A 26083-nucleotide genomic window follows, 5' to 3' on the forward strand; every position below is an offset into this window, starting at 1 on the left:
TAGACGACCTCTATCGGCAATAGTCAAAAGATTACTGCTGGTAAGTCAAGTCCGTATCTAAGCAAGTTGGTGTTCTGGTTAGCGCAAGCTAACGAGCCACTAAGCCCTAGACTTCAGTCTAGGGTAGTTGACTCCCTAGACGGTCAACAAAGTTGGAGAATTCATTCTTTTCGTCTTTAAATGAATTTAAAAATTGGTCAAAAAATAGAATTTTTACATCAGCATTGAGCATTCAGCTGACCAGCAGTATGCTGATTAAATAATTTAACTCCAGTCGTTAGGCTGGGGTTATTATGGTTGGTTACTAATTTGGGACGAAATTTAGGCATTTGTGGTTGCGGCATATTCCTTGTAATCTTCAATAATCTCTTCTTCATTCATGGGACAATGTGATTGACCGGCCTTATAAGCCTTTTTCCAAGCACTATCTTGGTGTGATCTAGCTACTAATCCAAAATCATTAATAGGATCAATTTGTGCAATCATATCATCAATAAATGACCAAACATCTTTTTCCATCGAATTAGAGTAACGCTTTTTCTCTAAACTTGGCGTGATTGAGTTATTTTTATCTTCTCCATAAACTTTGTTTAGGACGGGGCCGTATTGCCAAGCTTCAAAGTTCGCCTTAAATAATCTTTTTGGGTATTTGATAGTTTCTGAAAATTCACTATTTTCATTAGAATAATCAATGCTTCCGTATGTTGCAGCATAGAAGGCCCATAAGAAATACAATGATTTTTGAATTTTCAATGGAGTAGGGTTAGTAAGTTTTGCTTCAAGATATGATACCAAGTCTTCGACTTTATCAAAAAAGTATGCATCTCTACTCATAATAGTCTCCTTCATATTAAATCTCGTACCTACAAATATTATAATGAAATCTGTTAAAAGTACCTAATGAATTAAATATCACCATACACTTTCTTAAGATTGTACAGCTCCCACCAAACACAATAAAAACAGTGTAATAGAAATATTACTTTTTCCGTACAAATGGTATGAATGGCTTGTTTCTTGCTTATTTGCTAGATACAATGAAGGGTGTTATACAAGGAGGAAATTTCATGAAGAAGAGACTTTTGACCAGCATAGCTGCCGCAGTTGTGTTGACTTCCACAATTGCCCCAGCATCTAATATTTCTGCAATTAATGATTTTCGTAGCCAAAAGGTTTCTGCTGCTACTGATGCGCAAACAGCATTTTTAAATAAGGCCGCTAAGCAAGCTGTCAAAGCTGCTAAGAAATATGGTACTTATCCATCAGTAATGATTGCACAAGCTATCGTAGAATCTGGTTGGGGACAATCAGGTCTTGCAGTTAATGCCAACAATCTTTTTGGTATGAAGGCTGACGATAGTTGGGGTGGCGCTACTTATTCTGCCAAGACTCGTGAAGAGGGCAAGAATGGTAAGAGCTACTACATTAATGCCAAGTTTAGAAAATATAATTCTTTTGAAGAATCATTTGAAGATAATGGTAGCAAGTTGCGTAATGGTGTTACTTGGCAACCACTTCGCTACAAGGGCGCTTGGCTTGAGAATGCTAACACTTATGCCGAAGCAACCAAGGCTTTAACTGGTACTTATGCTACCGACAGCAAGTATGATATTGCACTTAATTCTAGAATCACTAGTCATAATTTGAACCAATATGACCCAGTGATTTCTAAGGCTACCAAGCACTACACTGTTGATAAGTCAGGTTCAGTTTATAACTGGCCAACTAACCATTCAGTAGCTAAGGCTGTTGGTTCTGTTAAGAGCGGCGAAAAGGTTACTGTAACTAAGACCATTACCTACAATGATGGTTCAACTAGAATGTACATTGAAGGTAAAGGCTGGATCAACGGTACTTCTTTAACCAAGGGTAAGACAACTACTAGCGAACCAAGTACTCAGGCTCCAAAGGGTGCAACCAAGGTTGAAAAGAACTTGATGCACAATGCCTATGTCTACGATGCCAAAGGCAAGAAGATCAAGGGCAAGATGTACAAGGTCAACGATGAAGAAGGCACCAAGTTAATCGCTACTTACGGTACTAAGACTATTAAGAAGAAGACTTACTACCGTGTAGGCGAAAATGAATACATTGCAGCCGGTAACATTGATGGTACTCTTAGATTCTTGAAGCATAATGCCTATGTTTATAACCAATATGGCAACCGCGACAACACTTTAAAGCGTAAGAAGAATGAACAAGTTGCTACATACGGAAGTGCTGTTAAGATCAATGGCAAAAAGTATTACAGAATCGGTATCCGTCAATACATTAAGAAATCAAACTTCATGTAATAAGAACGGGGGCCTGATTTGAAATTAAAGAAAGTTTTAGCAACTTTAATTGCGGTATTGGGGCTGATTACGGCGATTAATATTCAAAGTCAAACAGTTCATGCTGAATCAATCAACTCGCTCGCCAAAAAATATAAATATAGCGGTGTGACTTATTTATACAAGATGCTGAAGCTCGAAGGTATTAAGTATAATAAGTTCCCTGGTGTCGAATATGAAAATGGCAAGCCAGAAGGAATCGTAGTTCACGAAACTGACGATCCTGGCGCGACTGCCCACGATGAAGCAATTTACTTTAACCGTGAGTGGATGAATATTAATGCTTACGTTCATGCTTTTGTTGATAGCAAGCAAGTTATTCAGATGAGATCACCAGATATGGGTACCTGGGGTGCAGGTCCTAAGGCTAACAACCGTTTTATCCAGATTGAGCTTTGTGAAGAAAATACTAGGGATGCATTTGCTAAGTCAGTGAATAATGATGCTATTTATATCGCAAAACTGCTTCACCGTTATGATCTTAAGCCAGACAATGCCTGTGATGATGGTGAAGGGACGATCTGGTCTCACCATGCTGTCAGCACATTCTTAGGTGGTACCGATCACGTTGACCCAGATGGCTACTTTGCTAAGTGGGGCTACGACATGGATCAGTTCTATTCTTTAATCAAGTATTACTACAACTTGCAAAAGAAGAATGAAAATACCCATACTAAGGATCCAAACAAGACGAAGGAAGAAGTACCTGCAGTTCAAGGTGCGGTAACTCTTGGTCACGATGCTTATGTTTACACCGAAAAGGGCAAGAGAACCAAGATCTTGAAGAAGACTGGCAGTCCTGTCGTTGTGATGGGTTACAAGATGATCAATAATAAGAAGTACTACAAGATTGGCGAGGATCAATATGTTGTTGCTTCTAACATTGATGCCACTGTCCGCACAGTAAAGAACGAGACCTACTTGCACACTAGAAGTGGTCGCGTTGAAAAGCAGAACAAAGTCAAGGAAGGCAGCCGCGTATTAACTTACGGCAGCAAGATCACAATTAAAGGTCAAAAGTATTATGCACTTAACGCTACACAATATATCTTAGCTAAAGATATTGAATAGAAGTGTAGTTGATTTAACGCTAGATGATTATTTGTTAGAATATCATCTAGCGTTTTAATTTTGAAAATGAAATAATTAACTCGTGTTGAAAGAGAGGGAGTTTATGGCACAACTATCACTATTTTTAGTAGTTTTGTTAGCGCTAGTCATTCCAATATTTATGGCACGCTTTCAGATTAGTAACGTACCAACCGCGGTTGCCGAGATTATCGTCGGCATTATCATGGGATCCAGCGGTTTTAACTTGATTACATCCACGCATGATCTAACCTTGTTATCTAATCTAGGTGTGATCTTGTTGATGTTTTTATCAGGGATGGAAATTGATTTTGATTTATTGCAAAGAAAAAATAATCCTAAAGGGAAGTCGCAAGCAGGGAAGACGGTCGATCCGCTGAAGACGGCGATTACTGCCTTTATTGGGATCGTGATCATGGCCTTTGTTTTAGCCTATGTCTTACGACTTACCGGATTATTCAGTGAAGTCATGTTGGCCGCAATTATCTTGATGACTGTGGCCCTTGGCGTGGTTATCGCTACTTTGAAGGAAAAGGATATTTTAGGTCGACCAATCGGACAGACGATTTTGTTAACAGCCGTACTCGGCGAAGTTATTCCACTGCTTTTGTTAACAATTTATGCATCTATCAATGGTGGTAATGCGGAACAATTGTGGTTGATTATCTTATTATTTGTTGCTGCAATTTTCTTGTTGCGTCGATTTAAGCAGCCATATTTGTGGTTTGCTAAGATTACTAAGTCAACAACTCAGCTAGATATCCGACTAGCATTTTTCCTGATTTTTGCATTAGTAACTGTGGCAGAAAGAGTTGGTGCTGAAAACATTTTAGGTGCCTTTTTAGCCGGAATGGTAATGAAGTTGCTTGAGCCAAGTGAAGCTACTAAAGATAAGTTGACTTCAATTGGTTATGGCTTCTTTATCCCAATTTTCTTCATTATGACTGGTGTGGTACTTAACTTGCGTTCACTTTTTGCACATCCGTCTTCATTGATGTTATTGCCAGTGTTAGTTATTTTCTTATTTATTGCAAAAGTACCAGTTCTTTTAACTTATGTGCGCTATTTTCAGAAGAAAAATGCTTTTGCTGGTGGGTTCTTGACGGCAACAACTATTACGATTGTTTTGCCAACTTTACAAGTTGCACGGAAATTGCACGCAATCACATCAACGCAGTCTGATGCCTTCATTTTGGCTGCGGTAATTGTCTGCATTTTGAGTCCAATTGTCTTTAACTCTAACTTTGTTTTGTTACCAGAAGACAAGATTAAGGAAAAGGTGGCAATTGTTGGCGCGAATGCCGTTACTGTGCCTGTTGCTCATGATTTGCATGCTAATTGGTATTCAGTCAAGATGTTCACTGACAAAAAGAATCAATATAAAACTTACGATAGTCGAGTAGAGAATTTAACCTTTTTGCCAAATCTAGACGAAGAAACGCTTGAAAAAGATGGCGTATTTGATGGTGATATCGTGGTAGCGGCTAATCGCGCGGACGAAGATAATATTAAGATTGCCCGGATGGCAAAAGAGAAGGGCATAAATCGTGTGATTGCCCGACTTAGCGAAGTTGATAGCAAGACTTTGACCGAGTTTAATGAGAAGGGAATCGAAGTCTTTAACTCTACCAATGTGCATGCTGCATTGATGAGGGCAATGATCGAGTCACCAACTGTTTACAGAATTATGACTGACACGAAGAACATTTTGTATTCTGTCAAAGTGAAGAATACGCATTATACGGGTCGTCAACTGATGGATTTGGAGTTTATTGATCAGATTACGGTAAGTAGAATTAAGCGTGGGGATGAATGGTTAATTCCACGTGGTGCGACTGTGATTGAGCCGGGAGATATTTTGGTCTTCTCTGGTGAATTTAAGGTGGCAGATCGTGTCCGTGATTTGTTGAGTAAGGAATAGTAGAAAAGAAGTGTCTGAGAAAAATCTCGGACACTTTTTTAGTAATCATTGGACGCGATAATCTTCTTATATACATAAGAACATGTTAAAGTAAAAATGCATGTCATTCATGCACATTCTAGGGGCTGGCCTAATCAACCTGCTACATGAACTTCATTTAGTTCTTCGCGAGCTAAATAATCTGCTTGATAAGTAGGCAACATTAGTAGACGCGATCGGAGTCATTGGCAGTTGTATAGTCGATGGTTTATAAAATAAGACATAAAGAAACCACCTTGTTTAAAGGTGGCTTTCACATTATTCAACTGAATTTTTAGCTGCAGTTAAAATCTTCATTGTTTCCAAAGTATTGACAAACGCTTCATCAGCTCTTCGAACATCATGTTGATCGATCATCTCGGCAAATGCAGTGAACTCACTTGCCATGCGATGTGGATATTTATTAAAGTTGTAACGCTTCGGCTTTTGCCCGCGCATTTCAACAGTGAAATTATCAAGTGTACCGGTTGAACCGTCAAAATAAATGCTGCCTTTTTCGCCTTCAATGAACGAACGTGGCGTTACATAACTGTCCTTTGAACCGATCAAAGTTACTTGTTTATCAGGATAAGAAAGATGCAGGATACCCGATGTATCAATGCCTTTTTGCATGTTGGCGTAGTATTTTACCTTATCAGGCAACCCGAGCAGTCCAGCGGCAAGGTGGATATTGTAAATATTCAAGTCCATCAAGGCGCCGCCATCTTTTTTCGGATCAAAAACGGGAGCAATCTTACCTTCAAGGAAGGCGTCATAACGGCTAGAGTATTGCGTATAATTTAAAGAAACGATATGAATTGGAGCAATATTATCTAATTCTTTTTTGATCTTTTTGTAGTTTTCTAAGTAGATATTAGTGATAGCTTCAACGATAATTAAATCTTTTTCATCGGCCAATCGCTTTAATTCTTCGGCTTCAGCTGTACTTAATACAAATGGCTTTTCGCAGATGACATTTTTGCCATGTTCAAGTGCAAGCTTAGCTAGCGAGTAGTGCAAGAAATTAGGCACGCCGATATAGACCGTATCAACGTTGCTGTCTGACGTTAATTTTTCATTGTCAGTATAGGTTTGAGAAATATTGTATTTTTGTGCTAATTCTTGCGCGATGCCTGCGCTACGCTTGGTTGAAGAAATTGCGGTTAATTCTAAGTTATCAATTTGATCAGCAGTAGTTAAAAAGTCTTGAACAATCATGCCGCTGCCGATAATTCCTAATTTCATCGTGAATACCTATTTCTTTTTCTTATTATTGTCAGTAGTTGGCAAATTCTTAGCGTTCGTAGCGTTAGTTGGAACCTTTAAGAAGTCGTGACTACCAAAGTTGCCATAGCTTTGACCGACCTTGACTGTCATCATTTTGCCAAGCTTCATGTTAACGAAGACGTTAAAGGTAGCTAATTTATTGTTTTTCACTACCGCCTTAACCGTCATTGATTTGTATTTGCCTAATTTTTGAATTTGCTTAAACACTTTAGCTTGACCTGTGCTTTGTGGAGTAGTATCAAAGATAGGAGTAGCTGCTTTTTTCATCAAAGCTTTATCACTTGTTTTAGCAGTTAAAGTGTAGGTGTTTTTATTGCGCTTTAACTTGTAAGCTTTAATCAACTCAGCACTAGGATTAGTGATCAAGTGATTATTCATAATTGCATCAGTTAAATCGGCGTATGAGTGTCCGGTTAATTTCTCTAGATCAGCTTTATACCAAGTGTCACGACCATTGATATAAATGTTGTTCATGTTAACCCATTCTTCGCTAGAGCGGGTCTTGCCCTTGCTATAAGTTTGATTGGTTATATGGTAAACCGTTGAGTCACCGCCAAATGTGGTGTTGGCAATAGCTGCTTGGTTAGAAGTGTCAGTGCCAAGAATAACTGATTGAATAACTTGACCACTCTTGAAGCCCTTTTTCATTTTTTGAACTACCTGACTTTTGTTTAAAACAGGATCAGCTTTCTTTTCTTTGGGGCTACAGCCACTGAGTAAAAAGACGGCGGCTAATGATATACCGATAATTGCTTTTTTTAATTTCATAATAAAAAATCTCCTAAATAACTATTTCTATTATAACGAAAAAGCCCAAATCTATGCTTAGATTAGAGCTTTTTTATATTAATTATTTTTTATCTAATTTTCCTAAATCTACGGAATTCTTTTTAACTGCACTAGGAACGGACAATTTCTTAATTTGATCAATTTGATCTACATTCATAGTCAAGGTCTTCTTTTGCCCATCATCTTTGTAGCTAGAAACAATTTTTACATCATTGACATTGTAATTTTTATCAACGTCGACCTGAATTTCAGTATTGATTGGCTTTACATCATCAATATCAATTCCGATTAAAGTTGTAACTGCCGCATCAGAGACGATCGCATTCCAAACTCTTTTGTTGTTTCCTTTATAAATAAGGGCATAATTGTTGTCATTCTTTTTGACTTTAAATTGTTTGTGCAAAGGAATAAATGGAGTTAACAAGTTGCCATTTAAGCTTTGGATGAATGATGAATAGGTGCCAGCCTTAGTAGTGGTCTTAAACCAGTGACTGCTGTTGGTGCCTTTCATTTGAATGTAGCTATTTTTCCCTTCAACCCACATTTTATAGTAATTAGAAGTTGCGGAAACATTGGCATAAATGATCGTAGGTTTAGTTGTATATTCAACCGCAGCCTTTTGTAAAGTTTTGCCATTGCTTTTTTCGTCCCAAGTGGCATGCATCGAATTATAATTTGCTTTTTGTGCTTTAGTTAAAATAGTTTTGGCGCTCGGCAAGTTGTCGCCAGATTTAGCGCTTTTTTGCGAGCAAGCGGATAAACATAATGCTAATAAGGCAACTAAGCCTAAAATTAGTTTTTTATTCATAAATTTCATTTTTTACACTTCTTTTTGAATATTTTACTTAAAAGTAACACAAAAAAGAAGATAATAGAAAGTGAACATCAAAAAAAGATGTTTTTTACTCATTTCTCTATGAAAAAAACTGTGAAATGTGTAAAATATGGATGAAACATTGAATTTTAAAAGGAGATATTTCATGTCAAAATTAGTTTTAATCCGTCACGGACAAAGTGAATGGAACCTTTCAAACCAATTTACTGGTTGGGTTGATGTTAACCTTTCAGAAAAAGGTGTTGAAGAAGCTAAGAAGGCTGGTCGTTTAATCAAGGAACACGGTCTTGAATTTGATCAAGCTTACACTTCATTATTAACTCGTGCCATCAAGACTTTGCACTTCGCATTGGAAGAAAGTGGCCAACTCTGGATTCCAGAAATGAAGACTTGGAGACTTAACGAACGTCACTACGGTGCTCTTCAAGGTTTGAACAAGAAGAAGACTGCTGAAAAGTACGGCGATGAACAAGTTCACATTTGGCGTCGTTCATACGATGTTTTGCCACCAGCTATTGATGATGACAATGAATTCAGTCAAGCACATGACCGTCGTTACGCAAACTTGGACCCACACATCGTTCCTAAGGCAGAAAACTTACACGTATGTCTTGACCGTGTAATGCCATTCTGGGAAGATCACATTGCTCCAGACTTACTTGACGGCAAGAACGTAATTATCGCAGCTCACGGTAACTCACTTCGTGCTTTAACTAAGTACATCGAAAACATTTCTGATGACGACATCATGAACCTTGAAATGAAGACTGGTGAACCAGTTGTTTACACATTCGACGAAAACTTGGATGTTGTTAACAAGGAAAAGTTGGACGACTAATTTAATTAATAGTTATTCACACAAAAAAGGAACTTTGCAAGAAGCTCCTTTTTATTTTGTATTTTTTAGGAAAAAAAAGCACCCCAAAAGGGATGCTCTATTTTATCAACTTGCCCCAAAAACTATTTTTTAAACATTTAGTTTCATAATTTTTTGGAACAAGTATATTATATTATAAATAAAGAAAATTTACCATTTTTTTCTAAGGAAAGAGGAACGATATGAAAATATTAGTAACCGGTTTTGATCCTTTTGGCGGAGAGAAAATTAATCCTGCAATTGAAGCTGTAAAAAGATTACCTAATGAAATAGCTGGTAACAAAATAATTAAGTTAGAAGTTCCTACTATTTTTTATCAAAGTGCTGATGTCGTAAAGAAAGCGATTGAAAAAGAAAATCCTGAGATGGTGATTAATGTAGGACAGGCAGGTGGTCGCGGTGCTATTACGCCCGAAAGAATAGCAATTAATTTTCAATCGGGTTCAACTCCTGACAATTTTGGTAAAGGTCCTAAAGAAGGTAAAATTCAAGCAGACGGATTAGATGGCTATTTTACCCAATTGCCAATTAAAAAGATGGTAACTGCTATTCGTCATGCCGGAATCCCTGCACAAATTTCAAATTCTGCGGGGACATATGTCTGCAATCATCTTTTTTATGAAATTCAATATTTAATTCATCACGATTATCCTGATTTAAAGGGCGGCTTTATTCATATTCCATATTTGCCAAGTCAGACTAAGAATGGACGTTATCCTTCAATGAGTTTAGAGAATATGGTAGTCGGGCTGACAGCGGCCATAAAAGCGGCTGCAATGTGTTAAAAATTGACAGTTACCCCTTTTAAGTGCTATTTTTGTCAATGGAATTAAAGTGGGGAGAAAAATATGCAAACAATTGATAATTCTCTCTTACAAGTCTCTGTCGATGAGAATGGGGCCAAAATGGTCCATCTTGTATCTATTAATGATAATTATGATTATCTCGGCGAAAATGGGACTGAAGAGGGTATGGCAATTGCTTTTCCAGTGCTTGATCAAGGCAATAACTGGGCTAGCAAACTGCCCTGGACTGTCGTAGATAAAGGTGATACTCGAGTCAGTTTGACTTTAATTGATACACCGGAAAGCTATAAAAGTTTTCCATATCATTTTGAAGTGATGATAACATATGCTTTGGAGGGCAATCAATTAAAGATATCATTTTATCTAAAGAATTCATCACATAAGGAATTACCATTTTCATTAGGTTTTGTATTGCCAAGTACTTGGCAAAGTCAGAGCAGCGTTAACAAAATTAGTTTAATTAATGAAGAACATGGAATAGATATTGCTTCAACTGATTTTAAGTTAGCCGCAGAAGATGGTAAAGTTACTGCTTTTACTGATAAAATTGAATTAGAGGCTGAAAGTAGCCGCAATTTTGAGATTACATTGACACTAAAGTAAAAATAAGTAACGATTTTAATAAGATGTAGGAAGCAAGTCAGCGATGATTTGCTTTTTTTGTTATAATACACTCAATGTGAATTTACATATAGGTATGATTTATGAAGAAAAGTAGAAAAGAGTATAGAAATCACCCGACAGAGACTCGAGTGCAAAATCATAAATATAAAAAGCGCCATGTTTGGGCGTGGGTCACGGGGATAATAGTCTTAGTAGCAGTAGTTGCGACCGCGGCTTATTTTGCTTCTGTATATTTCCGAACAAAGAACGCTGTTGATAAAACCTATGATCCGCAAACTGCAGTGAAAACTACAGGTGAATTTAATGGGAAAAAACGTTTTGCTGTTTTATTGATGGGAACCGATACTGGTGCTCTTCATAGAACAGAAAAGCGTGGACGAACTGATACCATGATTTTAGCTGTAGTTAACCCTGCTAAGAAGCACTATACGTTGGTTTCTATTCCACGTGATACGATGGCGCAAATGGTTGGTACAGATAAGTTTGGGGTAGAAAAAATTAATGCTGCCTATGAGATAGGCGGAGCAAGAATGGCAATGGACACTGTCTCTGAATTAATTAATGTGCCTGTTAAATATTATGCTGTAGTTAATATGGGTGGGATCATGAAAATGATTCGTTATGTTGGCGGCATTAATATTCGACCAACGCTTAGCTTTGAATATGGCGGTTATGTCTTTAAGAAAGGCAAATTAACCCATATGGGTGGTGCCGGAGCACTTGCTTACTCGAGAATGCGTTACGATGATCCTAGAGGAGATTATGGTAGGCAGGAGAGACAGCGACAAGTCATCACGACATTAATTAGAAAGGCTGTTTCGATTAGTTCACTATCAAATTTAGATTCAATTCTAACCTCTGTTTCAAACAATGTACGAACCAACTTGCCATTTAGTGCTTTACAACAAATTGCAATGAATTATCGTGATTGTGCTAAAAACTCATCAAGTGATTATCTTCATGGCTATAATGCTGAGGTTGAGGATGCCGCATATCAAATTCAACCAACTAGTGAATTGCAACGAATTTCTGATTTAGTGCGCACAGAGTTGGAATTAGAAAAGGAAGTTGTTCAGAATAACGAGACCTTCCAGAATGAACAAAATAAAGCTAATGGCTTTAGTTTTAAGAGTGGCAAGATTCAGCATTATCATATCTATGATTACACCGGAGAAGGGGATAATTAATGGAGCGAGTTTGGGCCACGCTGATTGGCTATATTTTTGGTAATTTTCTGACAGCGATGGTTGTTGGTAAAATCTTTTTGAAAATAAACCCTACAGAATATGGTTCACATAATCCAGGAACAGCTAACATGGGGGCTGTTTTTGGTAAAAAATGGGGTATTTTAACTTGTTTGGGCGATTTGCTAAAAAGTTTGATTGCTCTGTTTATTGTGTATTTTGTTTTCCCAGCACATATCAATATTGCATATACTGGTCTGGGATTGATTTTAGGACACTGTTTTCCAATTTGGGATCATTTTAAAGGCGGTAAAGGTGTTGCAGTTGCCGCTCAGGTAGCGGTCTTTTATGATTGGAAGGCAGGATTTGCAACTTTGCTAATTGCTCTGGTATTAACTGCAATTATGCAAAATTTGACGATTCCACCAATTGTGTTTATGCTTTTATTCAGTGTTTATGAATTTTGGCACAATCAAGAAGCAGGAATTGTCTTTTTGGTGATTACTTTAATTATGATTTTCAAGTTCTGGCATGATATTATTGATTTCTTTACCGGTCATGGTAAAAAAGTTGATATTTTATATTCAATTAAAAAGAAGTTGGGAATTAAGAGTAAGTAATAACAGAAAATTTTAGTAAGGACATAGACTAGGAAAATGAGTGAGATTAATAAAAAGAAATCACTGAATGTTGGTCAAATTGTTTGTATAATCTTGGCTGCATTTTTAATGCTAGTGCAGATGTTTTCATGGGGGAAGACCTTTGGTAGATTGCCATTGAGTACCTTAATGAGATTTATTCCAGGAATGCTAGGTAGTGCAACATTAGTGCTTGTACCGATGGCTTTTGGTGCTGTATACAGCAAAAAGAAAATCCGTCCAACTGAAGCATTCAGATTCTGGATTATTGCAGTTGTAACGCTGATACTTCTGTATTTGGCTAACTTCATTAAGCGACCAGGTAGTTTTGTCATGTGGAAGCTGTGGGGTGTGTTCTTCCCAGTTTTGACAAGTACTTCAGTTTTACTGGCTGGATTGATTTTCAGTATTTTGGCTCAACCATATCTGTATGAGTTGCAACGCCGAATTACAACTAAGCAAAATGTGTTGCTGCTTAGTGCATTGACATTAGTAGGCTTTGCTACTAGTGCAGGTACAATGTACTTTAACTACTCCATTTACGGTGTTTACCTCGTCTTATACTTTGCTTGGGGGATGTTCTTGGCCAATGTTAAGATCCCTAAGAAAGTCTTTGGCTGGTCAATTGCTGCAGGAGTATTTTCATTCTTTGTAATGTTTATTGGGGTTCCGGGATTTAACGGTGTCTACTGGTATCAGCGTTTATCCGGACGTAGTGGAGTTTATTCTTGGACTCCTAAGTTTTTAAGTAATCCTACCTCGCCATTTCTATTTTTAATGGTCTTGGCAGTATTCTTAATCTTTAGAAAAGTAATCGTTAGCTATAGCGCTAAGGATATGCGTTTCTTTATTCCAATAATTATTTTTATGGACGCACCAATTATTGGTGGGTTTGTAAGATCATTCCGCTTTACTAATAGTGCTGGTTTTAACAAGTTCTTGATGATCGTCATTATGATGATCGCAGCTCTTGCGCTGAACTATTTGTATAACCGCTTTTTATTTAGAATAAAGCCAATTAAGAAGACAGTTGAGTTCTTCAATAGTCATGATAATTTAGCTGAAGTTGTGGAATATGGTTGGAAGAACTTCACAGCATGGGTAGTTGAAAACCGAGTAAGACTTCTTACTTGGGGCTGGTTCTATATCTTGAGTTTTGTTTCATTCTTAATTGAATCAGATAACTTAAGAATTCAAATTACAACAGCTACAGATATCAATGCCGTAATTTTCTTGCTCGGGACTAGATTCTTCGCCATCATTTTGACGGCTATCTTCCTCGATGCAATGTTTGCGATCTTCTACTTCATTACTACGCGTTACTGGACCTCAACTGTTTTGGTCAGCGTAATCACAATTGGTTGGGCTATTGCCAACAAGATCAAGCTTAATCTTCGTGGTGAACCTATTTATCCAACTGAACTTGATGAAATTGTTAACTGGAAGACCTTGCTTCCAATGGTTGGTCAACAAAAGGTAATTATGATTGCCGTTGCTTTAGTGATTGTAATTGCTTTGACTGTTTTCCTTGAAATCAAGTTTCCAATTAAGAAAAAGGGTTCATGGAAGCGCCGTGGTATCTGGGCATTGCTCAGCTTGCTTTTGTTTATGACACCAGCTCGCTTCAACCACGATGGCGGAATCATTTATCACATCAACCGTGGTTTTGATAACAAGCAATCATTCAGAAACCCTGAACGTGATATTCAAATTAACGGTCCATTATTGAACTTCTTGAACTACTTCGATTTACAGATTATGAATAAGCCATCTAATTACTCCAAGGCTACGATTAATCACTTGAATGAAAAGTATGGCAAGATTGCTGATGAAATTAACAAGACTAGAAAGAATACTTTAAAGGATCAAACTATTGTCTACAACTTGAGTGAAAGTTTTGTTGATCCATATACTTTCCCAACAATTAAGATTGATCCTAAGGTTCCAAATCCAGTTAAGTTTATTCAATCAATGAAGGACAGATCTACTTACGGTAGCATGCTTAGTGCAGGTTATGGTGGTGGTACTGCCAACATGGAATGGGAAACTTTGACAGGATTTAACATGGGTATGTTCAAGTCAACCTTGACTCCATATGTACAAATCGTACCAAACTACGACTTCTACCCAACCATTGGTATGGACTTCAACTACAAGTCAGCTGTTCACCCATTCATTGGTACTTACTACTCAAGAGTAGAAGACTACAAGAGATTTAAGTTTAACAAGTTCGTTTACCTTGGTTCTAAATACAAGATCATTGATCAAAAGAAACTTGGTAAGAGTACTTACAACTCTGACTTCACTACTTATGCTAACGGTTTGAGACAAATCAACAGCATGAAGGGTGGTCAATTTATTAACTTGATCTCAATTCAAAACCACATGCCTTACAACAACTGGTATCCAAACAACGAATACATGGGTAAAGTATCTGGTGAACTCTTCAACACTGCTGCCGTTCGTGAACAAATGGCAACTTACATCAAGGGTACGCAATACACCGACAAGGCAGTTAAGAAGTTTATTGGTCAAATTGATAAGATCAAGAAGCCAATTACCATTGTCTTCTACGGTGACCACTACCCAAGTATCTTGTCACAAAACTACACTGGCAGATACCCAGTTCAAATGCACTCAACTCGTTACTTCATTTACTCTAACAAGTACGCTAGAGAACATGGTGCTAAGGAGAAGTTGACTCACAACACTAATTACGTCAACACTAGCGACTTCACTGCAATGATGCTTGAACAAACTAATTCTAAGGTAACTCCTTACCAAGCATTACTTACTGAAGTTCACAAGAAGCTTCCCGCAATCACCATTAACTTTAACGGTGATAAAGGCTTCCAATTAGTTGATCAAAAGGGACACTTCGTTGATCCTAAGAAATTGACTTCAGAACAACAAGCAATTTTGAATGACTACGAAATGGTTCAATACGATATGACTGCTGGTCAAGCTTATGGCTTGAAGGCTAAGGGGTTCTACAAGTTAGATAACTAAACAAAAGACCGAACACGAAGTTCGGTCTTTTTTGTGTCTAATGGTAAAATAGTAGCTAAGAAAAAACGTGTTAAAGGTGATTAAAATGAAAAAGATAATGACAATGGCACTAACAAGTGCTGCACTTCTTGGACTTTCTGCTACAACTGTTCAAGCTGGTACATATAATCCAAAGAATACTACTAGTTTTAATATTAATAAACGTAACCATGTAACTAAAGGCAAAATTTACAAATTACATTTACCTGCAGCTGGTAGATTAGTTACAAATAGTAATGTTACCTTGAAAAATAGCATGGAATGGACATGTATTCCTTATGGCAAAAAGAAGAATACATATTATTTGCGTAAGGGTACATACTATTTAACCAGTTCAAAGAATGCCAACATAAAGACTGCATATACTCGTTTGACCAAGATTCGTAAGAATTTAGAAACTTACGTTGAAACTAAGAAGGATAATGATAACAGCAGCCTTAAGGCAAGAAAGATTAAAATTGGTCAAAAAATCAAAGCAATGGGTGAAATGTACAATTATGATAGTATCGACTACTACAGCTTTACTATTGATTCACCTCAAATGGTTACGATGAAGATGACTAATAATCCAATTTATCAACTTGGAAAAGGCAACATCTTCAGCAAGATGAACGTAATCATGTTTGATAAAGATAATTCTGTTGGCGGTGGTACTATGCTTTACCCAGAGGATTTCAAAGTTAATGGCAATAAGACTGCCAGCCAAAGTTGGTACTTGGCTAAAGGAACCTATGTGTTTAGTGTAAATACTCGCGGGCTTTATGATTTCCAATTAACAGCCGTTCCTGATACACGCATGGTGCCAACAGATACTGAAATTGAATCTTTGAAGGATACTAAGGATGGTGTGGTTGCTACATTGAGGGATGCACTTCATGCTAAGACTTACGAACTTGCATGGCGTGAGAAGGGCTCAAAGGCTGCCTCATTTACTTCTAGTAGCAACACTGTAGAAGTAAGTACTGCTCCAGCTACGCGCTATCTAGAAAGAAACGGTCATAAAATTCCAGTTCAAATTGGTAAAAAGTTAGTTAATGGTCAAACTTATGATTTTGTAGCTCGCGGAGTAAGCAACCCTGACTACATTCGTTACGGTAATCCAGAAACTGATAATTATTTTGGTGCTTGGAGTAAAGTTGTTGAGCATACCTACTATGCTCCTTCAGATGCCACACCAGGAGCTGTCGATTTAACCATTGCTAAAGCTGACAATACTTACCACAACATTCATGTAGCTTGGAAAAAAATTGATAGTGCACAAAGTTACCGCATTGCTTACCGCCAAAAAGGTACAAGCAAGTGGTATTACGAAGTAACCGATCAAGCTTCTAACGCTATTACAGGTATTACCAGAAATAGAAGTTATGAAGTGAAATTACAAGCTTTAAATGGCAGAGAAGAAGGTCCATGGTCCGCAATTAAAACGGTTTTCTTAAAATAGCGGTTGACTAAAACTATTTTTCTCGTTAATATCATAACTAACGAATGAGTAGCGAGTCGGCTCAGCGTTCAGAGAACTAGCGGTTGGTGTGAGCTAGACAGGCCGATTTTAGCGAAGTACTTAATAGGGTTGCTCCTTTACCGGCTTTAATAAGGCGCAGTAGCGCAAACGTGGGTGGTACCACGGCTAATAATGTAATTTAGTCGTCCCTTGATCGGAAGATCAGGGGACGTTTTTTATTGGAGGAAAATTATGGCAAAGTTTGATATCTTAGAAGACTTGAAGTGGCGTGGAGCCATTAATCAAGAAACTGATGAAGAAGGTTTACGTAAGTACTTAGCAGAACATGATGATCTTGCTCTTTACTGTGGTACTGACCCAACTGGTGACTCACTTCACATCGGTCACTTAATTCCATTCATGATCTTGAAGAGATTCCAAATGGCGGGTTACCACCCAGTAATTTTAATCGGTGGTGGTACTGGTGCAATCGGTGACCCATCAGGCCGTAAGACTGAACGTACTTTGCAAACTGCCGACCAAGTTAAGCACAATGAAGAATGCTTGACTAACCAAATGAAGAAGTTGTTTGGTACTGAAAACTTTGAAATTAGAAACAATGCTGAATGGCTTGGCAAGCTTAACTTAATCGATTTCTTGCGTGATTACGGTAAGTTCTTCCAAGTTAACAACATGATTAACAAGGACGTTGTTGCTAGTCGTCTTGAAAACGGTATTTCATTCACTGAATTTACTTACCAAATTTTGCAAGCCATCGACTTCTACCACTTGAACAAAGATGATGGTGTTCAACTTCAAATCGGTGGTAGTGATCAATGGGGTAACATCACTGCAGGTATCGACCTTATTCACAAGCTTGAAGGTGCAGATCGTCCTGCATTTGGTTTGACTATTCCATTGATGCTTAAGGCTGATGGTACTAAGTTTGGTAAGTCAGCTGGTGGTGCTGTGTGGCTTGATCCTGAAAAGACTAGTCCTTATGAATTTTACCAATTCTGGATTAACCAAGATGACCGTGACGTTGTTAAGTACCTTAAGTACTTTACTTTCCTTAGCCGTGAAGAAATCGAAGACTTGGCTGAAAAGACTGAAAAGGAACCTTGGAAGAGAGCTGCTCAAAAGCGTTTAGCTGAAGAAGTAACTAAGTTCGTTCATGGTGAAGCCGGTCTTAAAGAAGCTCAAATGATTACTGATGCATTGTTCTCAGGTGATATTAAGAACTTATCAGTAACTCAAATTGAACAAGGTTTGAAGAACGCTCCAAGTGCAAAAGCAGGCAGCGAAAAGAAGAACTTGGTTGACTTTTTAGTTGATACCAAGATTGAACCTTCAAAGCGTCAAGCACGTGAAGACATTAAGAATGGTGCGATTTATGTTAATGGTGATCGTGAACAAAGCGTTGACTTTGAAGTTGATCCATCAAGCGCCTTCGATGGTAAGTATGTAATTATCCGTAAAGGTAAGAGAAAGTACACTTTGGTTACAATTAAGTAATTAATCAGAGAAAATGGGATGATAATTCATCTCATTTTTTTGTTTTCAGAAATACTATATGAAATTTAACTAATATAGTAACTGATTTTATGCAGTTTTGAATACTGAAAAAGCGTGAATTAAATAAAATAATATTTTACTAGATAAACTGTTATTTTATTTTTGCCACAAAAAGCAAAATAATCAATATAAGTTATTTTACAAATTCACATGATGACTATACGATTTAAAATACTGCAATAATATATGCATATAACTATACCTATATACAATTTAAGAATGCTGACACAAAGCGCAACTGTAAAATATAGTCTTTTGAATATTTATTGTGAAATATTTAACTATTTTGTTTACTTTTGACTAAATAGTGTTATAGTAAAAGCGTAAAGAGAAAGCAAGTAAATAGAAAGAGGTTATTAAAATGTTAGAATCAAGAAAAGTTTTAAAAGTTGTTTCAAGTTTAGTAATCGGCTTAAGTCTTGTCGGTATCGGTAGTAATGCCGCTCAAGCTACTTCATTTACTGCTCCAAAGTTAGGTGTTGCTGAAGACGTACCAACTAACCCATCAATTAAGAAGGGTGACAAGATCTTCGTCATTGTTAAAGACACCAAGAACCAAAGGGTTGCTGTTTACACTAAGAATGCTAAGAAGACCAAGAAGACAGTTAAAATGGGTTCAACTTTCACAGCAAAGGCTGTTAAGAAGGTTAACCACAAGAAGATTGTTAGAATTAACAAGAAGCAATGGCTGAACAGCAAGGATGTTGTTAAGAACTAGTCATTGATTAAAGTTTAATAACCTCATATATATTTGTGGGCTTTTTCTACTCTTGGATTAGGAATTTTTAAAGGGCAAAGATATTCAGAATGAATATCTTCGCCTTTTTTGATACAATAGAAACGCCGCTTTAGCTCAATAGGTAGAGCACCGCCGTGGTAAGGAGGAGGTCCCCAGTTCAAACCTGGGAAGCGGCTTTTTTTAGTAGGCAAAATAATGCTAAAATGATGACAACTAAATGATTTCTAATGAGAAAGGAAAGTTATATGAAACACGAACTTACAATGGCAGAAATTGCCAAGTTTCAAAAAGAATATAAAAAAGAACCACAAAACCGAGTAGCAGAACTAGCAGTCGTAAATAATGGTGTCCAAAAGGCAAGTTTCAATACCGAAGGAATTAGAAAGCTTAACCGTAATTTTTCAATTGAAATTCCTACTGATAATGTAACTGATCAAAAGCAATCTGGACGTTGCTGGTTATTTGCGGCATTAAATACTTTGCGTCATGGTTTTGCTAAAAAATACAATGCCAAGAATTTTACTTTTTCTCAAAATTATCTCTTCTTCTGGGATAGAGTAGAAAGAGCCAATATCTTTTTTGACAATATTTTAAATACAGCTGATAGACCACTTGATGATCGAACTGTTCACACTTATATGCAAGGTCCTGATACCGATGGTGGTCAATGGGCTATGGCTGTATCATTGATTCGCAAGTATGGTTTGGTGCCAACTTATGCTCAAGAAGAGAGCTTTACTGCAAACAATACCGCCGCTTTTAACCGTGCATTGAATATGAAGCTGCGCGAAGATGGTCTAGTTTTGCGTAAATTAGCTAAGGAAAACAAGACCGATGAAATCGAAGCAAAGCGTCAAGAATTCTTAAGTGAAGTTTACCGTATGGCTGTCATTGCATTTGGTGAACCTGTCCAACACTTTGATCTTGAATTCAAAGATGACGATGGCAAGTACCATTTTGATGGTGATTTAACTCCACTCGATTTCTTCCATAATTACTTTACTGATGATCTTGATGATTACATTGTTTTGTTCAATGCTCCAGATCATGAATTTGATAAACTTTATGCATTACCATTTGAAGACAATGTTGAAGGTGGTACGCCAGTTCAATTTTTAAATACTGAAATTAACAACTTAAAAGAAGCTGCTATTAAGCAACTTAAAGCTGGTGAAACTATCTGGTTTGGCTGTGATGTCGGTAAAGATAGTGATCGTCAAAAAGGTATCTTATCTAAGGGCCTTTACCAAACCGATACTATTTTTAATATTGAAACTAAATTATCTAAGAAGGAACGCTTGCAAACTGGTGCTTCCGGTTCAACTCATGCCATGACTTTAGTGGGTGTTGATGTGGTTGATGGTAAGCCACGTCAATGGAAGATTGAAAATTCTTGGGGCACAAAAGTCGGTGAAAAAGGCTACTTTGTCATGGATGATGATTGGTTCAACGAATACTTATTTAAGGTAGTCGTAAAGAAGCAATACGTCCCAGAAAAATTAGTTAAGATCTGGGAAGGCGAAGCAACTCCAGTAGAAGCATGGGATTCAATGGCATAATGAATATTGATGCAGTAATTGATTTTACTAAAAAGCATTTAGAGGGCGAAAAGACAGGACATGATTTTTATCATGGTGAGCGTGTGGCTAAATTAGCTAGCAAGATGTACCTTGCTGATCATGAACATGCGCATAGGGATAGCCGCGAAGTAGCAATTATTAAATCTGCAGGTTATCTTCATGATACGATTGATGAAAAGATTTGTGCTGATCCCGCAAAGGTGGTTAAAGAGATCGAAGAATTATTGCCTCAATTAGGTTTTAATGATCTAGAAGCTTGGGACATTCTTTACACTATTCAGCACATGTCTTTCTCCGCCAATATTGAGCATCATTATCATTTGCCGCTTTCTGGCCAATATGTTCAAGATGCAGATCGATTAGAAAGTTTGGGCGCAATTGGAATTGCACGTGCCTTTACATATGGTGGCAAGCACGGCAACAAGATTTATGATCCTAAAATTAAACCAGAGAAGTTAGTGAGTCATGATCAATATCGCAATCATGAGGAAACAACGATCAATCATTTTTATGAAAAATTATTTTCGTTAGCTGATTTGATGAATACACCGGCAGCTAAAAAAGAGGCTGAACGACGTACAGCTTACATGCGCAATTTTGTGCGTGAGTTCATGCAAGAGTGGAATATATAAGTTAAAAAGGTTACTAGAACTATATCTAGTAACCTTTTTGTGTGCTGTATAAAAATAAAATTAAAAAATAATATTGCATTTCAATAAAAACATGAGTATACTCTTAATCAAGTTAAAAAGAATTATTAAAAATCTCATAATTGAGAGGGGTTAATTGTATGAAATTTGCAAAATTATTTGCGGCAGGAGCTACAGTTTTAGTTTCAGCTGCAACTTTAGCAGCTTGTGGTTCAAAGAGTAACTCATCTTCTTCAGCTAAGAAGACTCTTAATTGGGAGGAAAGCGCAGAAATTCCTACCATGGACTTGTCAAAAGCAACTGATGTTACTAGTTTTAACCAATTGAACAATGTTTTGGAAGGTATTTATCGTTTAGGTGAAAACTCTAAGGTTGAAAATGGTTTGGCATCAAAGACTCAAGTAAGTAAAGATGGTAAGACTTGGACTTTCACTTTACGTAACTCTAAGTGGTCAGATGGTACTCCATTAACTGCTAAGGACTTCGTTTATTCATGGCGTAGAACTGTTAACCCTAAGACTGCTTCACAATATGCATACTTGTTCGAAGGTATTCACAATGCCGACAAGATTTCTAAAGGTAAGGCAGCAGTTAACACTTTAGGTATTAAGGCAGAAGGTAACAACAAGTTAGTTGTTAGCCTTGATAAGCGTATTCCATACTTCAAGCTTTTGATGGGATTCCCATTATTCTTCCCACAACAAGAAAAGGCTGTTGAAAAGTATGGTTCTAAGTACGGTACTGCTTCTAAGTACATGGTTTACAACGGTCCATTCAAGCAAACTGGCTGGACAGGTTCTAACCTTTCATGGAACTTGAAGAAGAACAACAACTACTGGGATAAGAATGCTGTTAAGTTAGACACAATTCACTACAGCGTGCAAAAGACACCATCAACTGCTTACAACTTATACCAATCAAATAAGATTGATGCAGTAAGTCTTGATGCGCAACAAACTAAGAATTTAAAGCATCAAAATGGCTTCACTCTTCGTCCAGGTTCAAGTACTTTCTACTTACAATACAATCAAAAGAATAAGTTCTTAAAGAATGCTAACTTGCGTCGTGCAATTTCACTTGCAATTAACCGTAAAGCTTTAACTAATGCTTTAGGTGGTGCTAACAAGCCTGCAAGTTCATTAACTGCAGCTGGTTTGACTAAGGTTGAAGGTCAAGACTTTGCTGATAAGACCAAGGATACTGATTACAGTCAATACAACCCAGCTAAAGCTAAGAAGTTATTTGCTCAAGCCCTTAAGGAATTAGGCACTAAGAGCGTTTCATTCACTATCTTGTCAGATGATACTGATGCTGCTCAAAAGACCACTGAAACTCTTCAAAGTCAAATTGAAGAAAATTTAAAGGGTGCCAAAGTTAGTGTTCAAAACTTACCATTCAAGACTCGTTTGAGTCGTTCAACTGCTGGTAACTTTGATATTGTTGTTACTGGTTGGGGCGCTGACTTCGCAGATCCAATTTCATTTGATGATTTGTTCACTTCAAAGAATGCACAAAACACTGGTAAGTGGGCTAACGGTGAATACGACAAGTTAATTGCCAGCTCTAAGACTGCAACTAACGATGAAAGCCGCTTCAGCGATTTAGTTAAGGCAGAAAAGATCTTGCTTAAGGATCAAGGTATCACGCCACTTTACTACCAAACTACTGCTTGGTTAGTACGTCCATCAGTTAAGGGCATTGTGTACAATGCAGCTGGTGCTAACTACAACTTTAAGGGAGCTTATGTTTCCGGTAATTAGTAATTAAATTAAGGAGAAAATTCATGTTATCAATTTCAATTGTTATTTTAACCTTACAACTCAATACTTAACTTCAGTTGCAGTGCTTGGAATAATTTTGTAGGCGATAAATGGATTTTAATTAAAAGGAGCAACTGCAAGTAGGCGGTTGCTCCTTTTGTGTATGAAAATAATGAGGAATAAAAATGAAAAAATGGAAAAAGTATTTAAGTGCAAGTATGTTAACAGTAGTATCTGCTGCAACTCTAGCAGCGTGTTCTAATAAGGACTCTTCAACTGGAACTAAACAAACTTTAAATTGGATGACTAAATCAGAACTACAAACTTTAGATTTATCAAAGGTAACCGATGCTACTAGCATGGATCAAATTAGCAATTCCATGGAAGGATTATACCGTTTAGGTAAAAATTCTAAGGTAGAAAACGCTTTAGCAACTAAGACTGAAGTTTCAAAAGACGGTAAGACCTGGCATTTTACTTTAAGAAAAAATACTAAATGGTCCAATGGAGATCCCGTGACTGCTAAAGATTTTGTTTATTCTTGGCGCAGGACCGTTGATCCAAAAACAGCATCACAATATGCATATCTTTTTTCAGGTGTAAAGAATGCAGATGCCGTAGTAGCGGGTAAGAAAAAGGCTGATACACTTGGTGTTAAAGCTGATGATGATCAACATTTAACTGTTACTTTAGATAGAAGAATCCCGTATTTTAAGCTGTTAATGGGATTTGGTGTTTTCTTCCCACAAAATAAGCATGCTGTTGAAAAGTATGGTAAGAACTATGGTACTTCCTCAAAAACTATGGTTTACAATGGTCCATTTGTTTCAAAGGGTTGGACAGGCTCTAATTTATCTTGGAAGTTAGTTAAGAATAATAATTATTGGGATAAGAATAAGGTTAAGCTAAGTACTATTAATTACAGCGTTCAAAAAACGCCATCAACTGACTATAACCTGTATCAATCAGGTAAGTTGGATGCCGCTTTGTTGGCACCACAGGCTACAAAGCAATTGAAACATCAATCAGGCTATACTATTAGACCAGCTTCATCTACTCAATATTTGCAATTAAATGAGAAAAATAGACTTTTTAAGAATGCAGATTTCCGTAGAGCACTTTCGTTATCAATCAATCGTAAAGCTTTAGCTTCCTCAGTAGGTGGGGCCAATAAGCCAGTAACTACTTTTTCACCAGCTAACATGACTGAATTTAATGGTAAAGATTATACGGCTTTAGTTAAAACAGCTGAAACAGATAAGGTAATGACATATAATCCTGCGTTAGCTAAAAATTATTGGAAGAAGGCACAAAAGGCTTTAGGTCAAAGTAAAGTTAACTTTACTTTGCTAACTTATGACGATGATGATGCTAAAAAGGCTGGGGAATATTTGCAAAGTACTATTGAATCTAATTTGAAGGGAGTCAGTGTTAAAGTTAACAGCTTACCTAAGAAGACTGCATTAGTACGTGGCCAAAGTGGTAATTTTGATGCTTTGCTCATGGGTTGGCAAGCGGACTTTACTGATCCAATTTCTTTCCTTGATTTGAATACTACAAATGCATCATATAATTGGAGTAAGTGGGCTAATAAAGATTACGATAAGTATGTTGCCGCTTCAAAGACTACTGGTAATATGGATGATCGTTTTGAAGATTTAGCTAAGGCTGAACGTGTATTGTTAACAGAACAGGGAGTAGTACCTTTGTATCAACCTGCCGAAGCTTGGATGGTTCGACCAACGGTTAAAAATGTTGTTTACAACGGTGCAGGTGCTAATTATAACTTTAAGTATGCATATGTTGAAAAATAAATATTAATTAAAAAAATAAGAGAAAATGCGATTTTATCTTATTTTTTTAATTATGACTAGATATTTTTTTGTGTTTTGCTATAATAGAAACTAACATTAAAAAATAATGTGAAGATTAAATAAAAAGTAAGGAGCTGCAAATATGGCTAGATACTTAATAAAGCGTATTTTATATATGATCCTCACTTTGTTTATTGTAGCAACGGTAACCTTTTTCTTAATGAAATTGATGCCAGGATCACCGTATGCCAATGAAGCAAAGATGACGATGACGCAAAGACATATCATGGACCAACAATATGGTTTGAATAAACCAGTATGGCAACAATACTTGATTTATATTGTCGGTATGCTGCACGGTGATTTTGGAACAAGTTTCCAATACAGTAATCAACCTGTCTCATCATTAATTGGTGCTCGTCTCGGTGCTTCAGTTCAATTAGGTCTTCAAGCATTGATTCTTGGTGTTGTGCTCGGCGTTATCGTTGGTGCAATTGCAGCCATGAAACAAGGTACTTGGGCTGATTCTACTGCAACTGTTTTTTCAATTATTGGTAAATCTGTTCCTAACTTTGTTTTAGCAGTTCTTCTTCAATATTACATTGGTTTAAAACTGGGATGGTTCCCGATCGCTGGTTGGGGTCAATTTTCTCAAACCATCTTGCCAACTATTGCTTTAGCTGTAGGTCCGCTTGCTGAAACGGCTCGATTTATTAGAACTAGCATGGTTGATACTTTGAGTAGTGACTACATTGAATTAGGTAAGGCAAAAGGGTTAAGTAGAATGGAAGTTATTAGAAAGCACGCAATGCGTAACTCAGTAATTCCATTAGTGACTTTGATTGGACCTTATGCTGTAGCGTTGATGACTGGTTCAATGGTTATTGAAAATATTTTCAATATCCCTGGAATTGGTGAACAATTCGTTAAGTCAATTTTGACTAATGACTATCCAACAATCATGGGTATTACAATGGTCTACTGTATTGGTCTAGTAATTGTTCTTTTAATCACTGATATTGTTTACGGATTAATCGATCCACGAATTAGATTAGCAGGAAGTGAGGCTTAGAGA

The 26083-nt window shown here is 37.1% G+C and carries 21 protein-coding genes and 1 tRNA gene; 18 read left to right on the forward strand and 4 right to left on the reverse strand.

Annotated features, from left to right (window positions below; all coding sequences use genetic code 11):
* Positions 1-321: 321 nt before the first annotated feature.
* Positions 322-834, reverse strand: a complete 513-nt coding sequence (locus JEM49_RS06775; RefSeq protein WP_025005692.1) for a Panacea domain-containing protein — start codon at positions 832-834, stop codon at positions 322-324.
* A gap of 233 nt (positions 835-1067) precedes the next feature.
* Between JEM49_RS06775 and JEM49_RS06780 the strand changes: the two genes are divergently transcribed.
* The 3 genes from JEM49_RS06780 to JEM49_RS06790 all read left to right on the forward strand — a co-directional run bounded on the left by JEM49_RS06780 (position 1068) and on the right by JEM49_RS06790 (position 5343).
* The gene (locus tag JEM49_RS06780) at positions 1068-2294 is read left to right on the forward strand and encodes an SLAP domain-containing protein (protein ID WP_201874316.1); all 1227 of its coding nucleotides are present in this window, start codon (positions 1068-1070) and stop codon (positions 2292-2294) included.
* Positions 2295-2312: 18 nt separating this feature from the next.
* A complete protein-coding gene (locus JEM49_RS06785) occupies positions 2313-3404 on the forward strand; it encodes an SLAP domain-containing protein (RefSeq protein ID WP_025005694.1) in 1092 nt (363 codons plus the stop codon).
* Positions 3405-3507: 103 nt separating this feature from the next.
* Positions 3508-5343: a monovalent cation:proton antiporter family protein gene (locus JEM49_RS06790; RefSeq protein ID WP_201874318.1), complete on the forward strand. Its 1836-nt coding sequence runs from the start codon at positions 3508-3510 to the stop codon at positions 5341-5343.
* A gap of 297 nt (positions 5344-5640) precedes the next feature.
* Here the strand turns inward: JEM49_RS06790 and JEM49_RS06795 are convergent, their stop codons facing one another.
* From JEM49_RS06795 to JEM49_RS06805, 3 genes are all read right to left on the reverse strand, one after another.
* A complete protein-coding gene (locus JEM49_RS06795) occupies positions 5641-6606 on the reverse strand; it encodes a Gfo/Idh/MocA family protein (RefSeq protein WP_201874325.1) in 966 nt (321 codons plus the stop codon).
* A 9-nt stretch (positions 6607-6615) separates the two neighbouring features.
* Positions 6616-7416, reverse strand: coding sequence for a hypothetical protein (locus tag JEM49_RS06800; RefSeq protein ID WP_201874327.1), 801 nt, complete (start codon positions 7414-7416; stop codon positions 6616-6618).
* A gap of 82 nt (positions 7417-7498) precedes the next feature.
* A complete protein-coding gene (locus tag JEM49_RS06805) occupies positions 7499-8254 on the reverse strand; it encodes a DUF6612 family protein (RefSeq protein WP_201874329.1) in 756 nt (251 codons plus the stop codon).
* A gap of 163 nt (positions 8255-8417) precedes the next feature.
* Here JEM49_RS06805 and JEM49_RS06810 point away from each other — a divergent pair, with 163 nt between their 5' ends.
* The 15 genes from JEM49_RS06810 (at position 8418) to opp3b (ending at position 26080) form a co-directional block, all read left to right on the forward strand.
* Complete coding sequence (locus tag JEM49_RS06810; protein WP_003630668.1) at positions 8418-9110, forward strand: 2,3-diphosphoglycerate-dependent phosphoglycerate mutase; 693 nt, start codon at positions 8418-8420, stop codon at positions 9108-9110.
* A 221-nt stretch (positions 9111-9331) separates the two neighbouring features.
* A complete protein-coding gene (pcp, locus tag JEM49_RS06815; protein WP_201874331.1) occupies positions 9332-9934 on the forward strand; it encodes a pyroglutamyl-peptidase I in 603 nt (200 codons plus the stop codon).
* A 63-nt stretch (positions 9935-9997) separates the two neighbouring features.
* A complete protein-coding gene (locus JEM49_RS06820; RefSeq protein WP_087176742.1) occupies positions 9998-10558 on the forward strand; it encodes an aldose epimerase family protein in 561 nt (186 codons plus the stop codon).
* A gap of 101 nt (positions 10559-10659) precedes the next feature.
* Positions 10660-11766, forward strand: a complete 1107-nt coding sequence (locus JEM49_RS06825) for an LCP family glycopolymer transferase (RefSeq protein WP_201874333.1) — start codon at positions 10660-10662, stop codon at positions 11764-11766.
* Positions 11766-12383 carry a glycerol-3-phosphate acyltransferase gene (locus JEM49_RS06830; protein ID WP_025005701.1) on the forward strand — a complete coding sequence of 206 codons (618 nt, stop codon included), beginning with the start codon at positions 11766-11768 and terminating at the stop codon, positions 12381-12383. The genes JEM49_RS06825 and JEM49_RS06830 overlap by 1 nt, the downstream gene beginning before the upstream one ends.
* A 36-nt stretch (positions 12384-12419) precedes the next feature.
* Entirely contained in the window at positions 12420-15410 is a 2991-nt protein-coding gene (locus JEM49_RS06835; protein WP_201874335.1) for an LTA synthase family protein, read from the forward strand.
* An 85-nt stretch (positions 15411-15495) separates the two neighbouring features.
* Complete coding sequence (locus JEM49_RS06840; RefSeq protein ID WP_201874337.1) at positions 15496-16890, forward strand: fibronectin type III domain-containing protein; 1395 nt, start codon at positions 15496-15498, stop codon at positions 16888-16890.
* A gap of 252 nt (positions 16891-17142) precedes the next feature.
* A complete protein-coding gene (gene tyrS, locus JEM49_RS06845) occupies positions 17143-18405 on the forward strand; it encodes a tyrosine--tRNA ligase (protein ID WP_201874339.1) in 1263 nt (420 codons plus the stop codon).
* A 421-nt stretch (positions 18406-18826) separates the two neighbouring features.
* Positions 18827-19183, forward strand: coding sequence for a hypothetical protein (locus JEM49_RS06850; protein WP_087235720.1), 357 nt, complete (start codon positions 18827-18829; stop codon positions 19181-19183).
* Positions 19184-19307: 124 nt separating this feature from the next.
* Positions 19308-19380: transfer RNA gene (locus tag JEM49_RS06855), tRNA-Thr, on the forward strand.
* A 69-nt stretch (positions 19381-19449) separates the two neighbouring features.
* Entirely contained in the window at positions 19450-20763 is a 1314-nt protein-coding gene (locus JEM49_RS06860; protein ID WP_025005706.1) for a C1 family peptidase, read from the forward strand.
* Positions 20763-21416: an HD domain-containing protein gene (locus JEM49_RS06865; RefSeq protein WP_087176745.1), complete on the forward strand. Its 654-nt coding sequence runs from the start codon at positions 20763-20765 to the stop codon at positions 21414-21416. Before JEM49_RS06860 ends, JEM49_RS06865 begins: the two co-directional genes overlap by 1 nt.
* Positions 21417-21574: 158 nt before the next feature.
* On the forward strand, positions 21575-23194 hold the full coding sequence (locus tag JEM49_RS06870) for a peptide ABC transporter substrate-binding protein (RefSeq protein ID WP_087235721.1): 1620 nt from the start codon (positions 21575-21577) through the stop codon (positions 23192-23194).
* Positions 23195-23379: 185 nt separating this feature from the next.
* Positions 23380-25008 (forward strand): peptide ABC transporter substrate-binding protein, encoded by a 1629-nt coding sequence (locus JEM49_RS06875; protein WP_087176736.1) that lies wholly within the window; start codon positions 23380-23382, stop codon positions 25006-25008.
* A gap of 142 nt (positions 25009-25150) precedes the next feature.
* Positions 25151-26080: an oligopeptide ABC transporter permease gene (gene opp3b / locus JEM49_RS06880; RefSeq protein WP_087176546.1), complete on the forward strand. Its 930-nt coding sequence runs from the start codon at positions 25151-25153 to the stop codon at positions 26078-26080.
* Positions 26081-26083: the final 3 nt, after the last annotated feature.

Origin of the sequence: Lactobacillus sp. A27 (assembly GCF_016742815.1) — a bacterium.
Classification (GTDB): Bacteria; Bacillota; Bacilli; order Lactobacillales; family Lactobacillaceae; genus Lactobacillus; species Lactobacillus gallinarum.

Excerpts from the sequence above, each read along its gene's own strand:
- JEM49_RS06775 (WP_025005692.1), bottom strand. The coding sequence starts at position 834 with ATGAGTAGAGATGCATACTTTTTTGATAAAGTCGAAGACTTGGTATCA.
- JEM49_RS06780 (WP_201874316.1), top strand. The coding sequence starts at position 1,068 with ATGAAGAAGAGACTTTTGACCAGCATAGCTGCCGCAGTTGTGTTGACT.
- JEM49_RS06790 (WP_201874318.1), top strand. The coding sequence starts at position 3,508 with ATGGCACAACTATCACTATTTTTAGTAGTTTTGTTAGCGCTAGTCATT.
- JEM49_RS06795 (WP_201874325.1), bottom strand. The coding sequence starts at position 6,606 with ATGAAATTAGGAATTATCGGCAGCGGCATGATTGTTCAAGACTTTTTA.
- JEM49_RS06800 (WP_201874327.1), bottom strand. The coding sequence starts at position 7,416 with ATGAAATTAAAAAAAGCAATTATCGGTATATCATTAGCCGCCGTCTTT.
- JEM49_RS06805 (WP_201874329.1), bottom strand. The coding sequence starts at position 8,254 with ATGAAATTTATGAATAAAAAACTAATTTTAGGCTTAGTTGCCTTATTA.
- JEM49_RS06810 (WP_003630668.1), top strand. The coding sequence starts at position 8,418 with ATGTCAAAATTAGTTTTAATCCGTCACGGACAAAGTGAATGGAACCTT.
- pcp (WP_201874331.1), top strand. The coding sequence starts at position 9,332 with ATGAAAATATTAGTAACCGGTTTTGATCCTTTTGGCGGAGAGAAAATT.
- JEM49_RS06820 (WP_087176742.1), top strand. The coding sequence starts at position 9,998 with ATGCAAACAATTGATAATTCTCTCTTACAAGTCTCTGTCGATGAGAAT.
- JEM49_RS06825 (WP_201874333.1), top strand. The coding sequence starts at position 10,660 with ATGAAGAAAAGTAGAAAAGAGTATAGAAATCACCCGACAGAGACTCGA.
- JEM49_RS06830 (WP_025005701.1), top strand. The coding sequence starts at position 11,766 with ATGGAGCGAGTTTGGGCCACGCTGATTGGCTATATTTTTGGTAATTTT.
- JEM49_RS06835 (WP_201874335.1), top strand. The coding sequence starts at position 12,420 with ATGAGTGAGATTAATAAAAAGAAATCACTGAATGTTGGTCAAATTGTT.
- JEM49_RS06840 (WP_201874337.1), top strand. The coding sequence starts at position 15,496 with ATGAAAAAGATAATGACAATGGCACTAACAAGTGCTGCACTTCTTGGA.
- tyrS (WP_201874339.1), top strand. The coding sequence starts at position 17,143 with ATGGCAAAGTTTGATATCTTAGAAGACTTGAAGTGGCGTGGAGCCATT.
- JEM49_RS06850 (WP_087235720.1), top strand. The coding sequence starts at position 18,827 with ATGTTAGAATCAAGAAAAGTTTTAAAAGTTGTTTCAAGTTTAGTAATC.
- JEM49_RS06860 (WP_025005706.1), top strand. The coding sequence starts at position 19,450 with ATGAAACACGAACTTACAATGGCAGAAATTGCCAAGTTTCAAAAAGAA.
- JEM49_RS06865 (WP_087176745.1), top strand. The coding sequence starts at position 20,763 with ATGAATATTGATGCAGTAATTGATTTTACTAAAAAGCATTTAGAGGGC.
- JEM49_RS06870 (WP_087235721.1), top strand. The coding sequence starts at position 21,575 with ATGAAATTTGCAAAATTATTTGCGGCAGGAGCTACAGTTTTAGTTTCA.
- JEM49_RS06875 (WP_087176736.1), top strand. The coding sequence starts at position 23,380 with ATGAAAAAATGGAAAAAGTATTTAAGTGCAAGTATGTTAACAGTAGTA.
- opp3b (WP_087176546.1), top strand. The coding sequence starts at position 25,151 with ATGGCTAGATACTTAATAAAGCGTATTTTATATATGATCCTCACTTTG.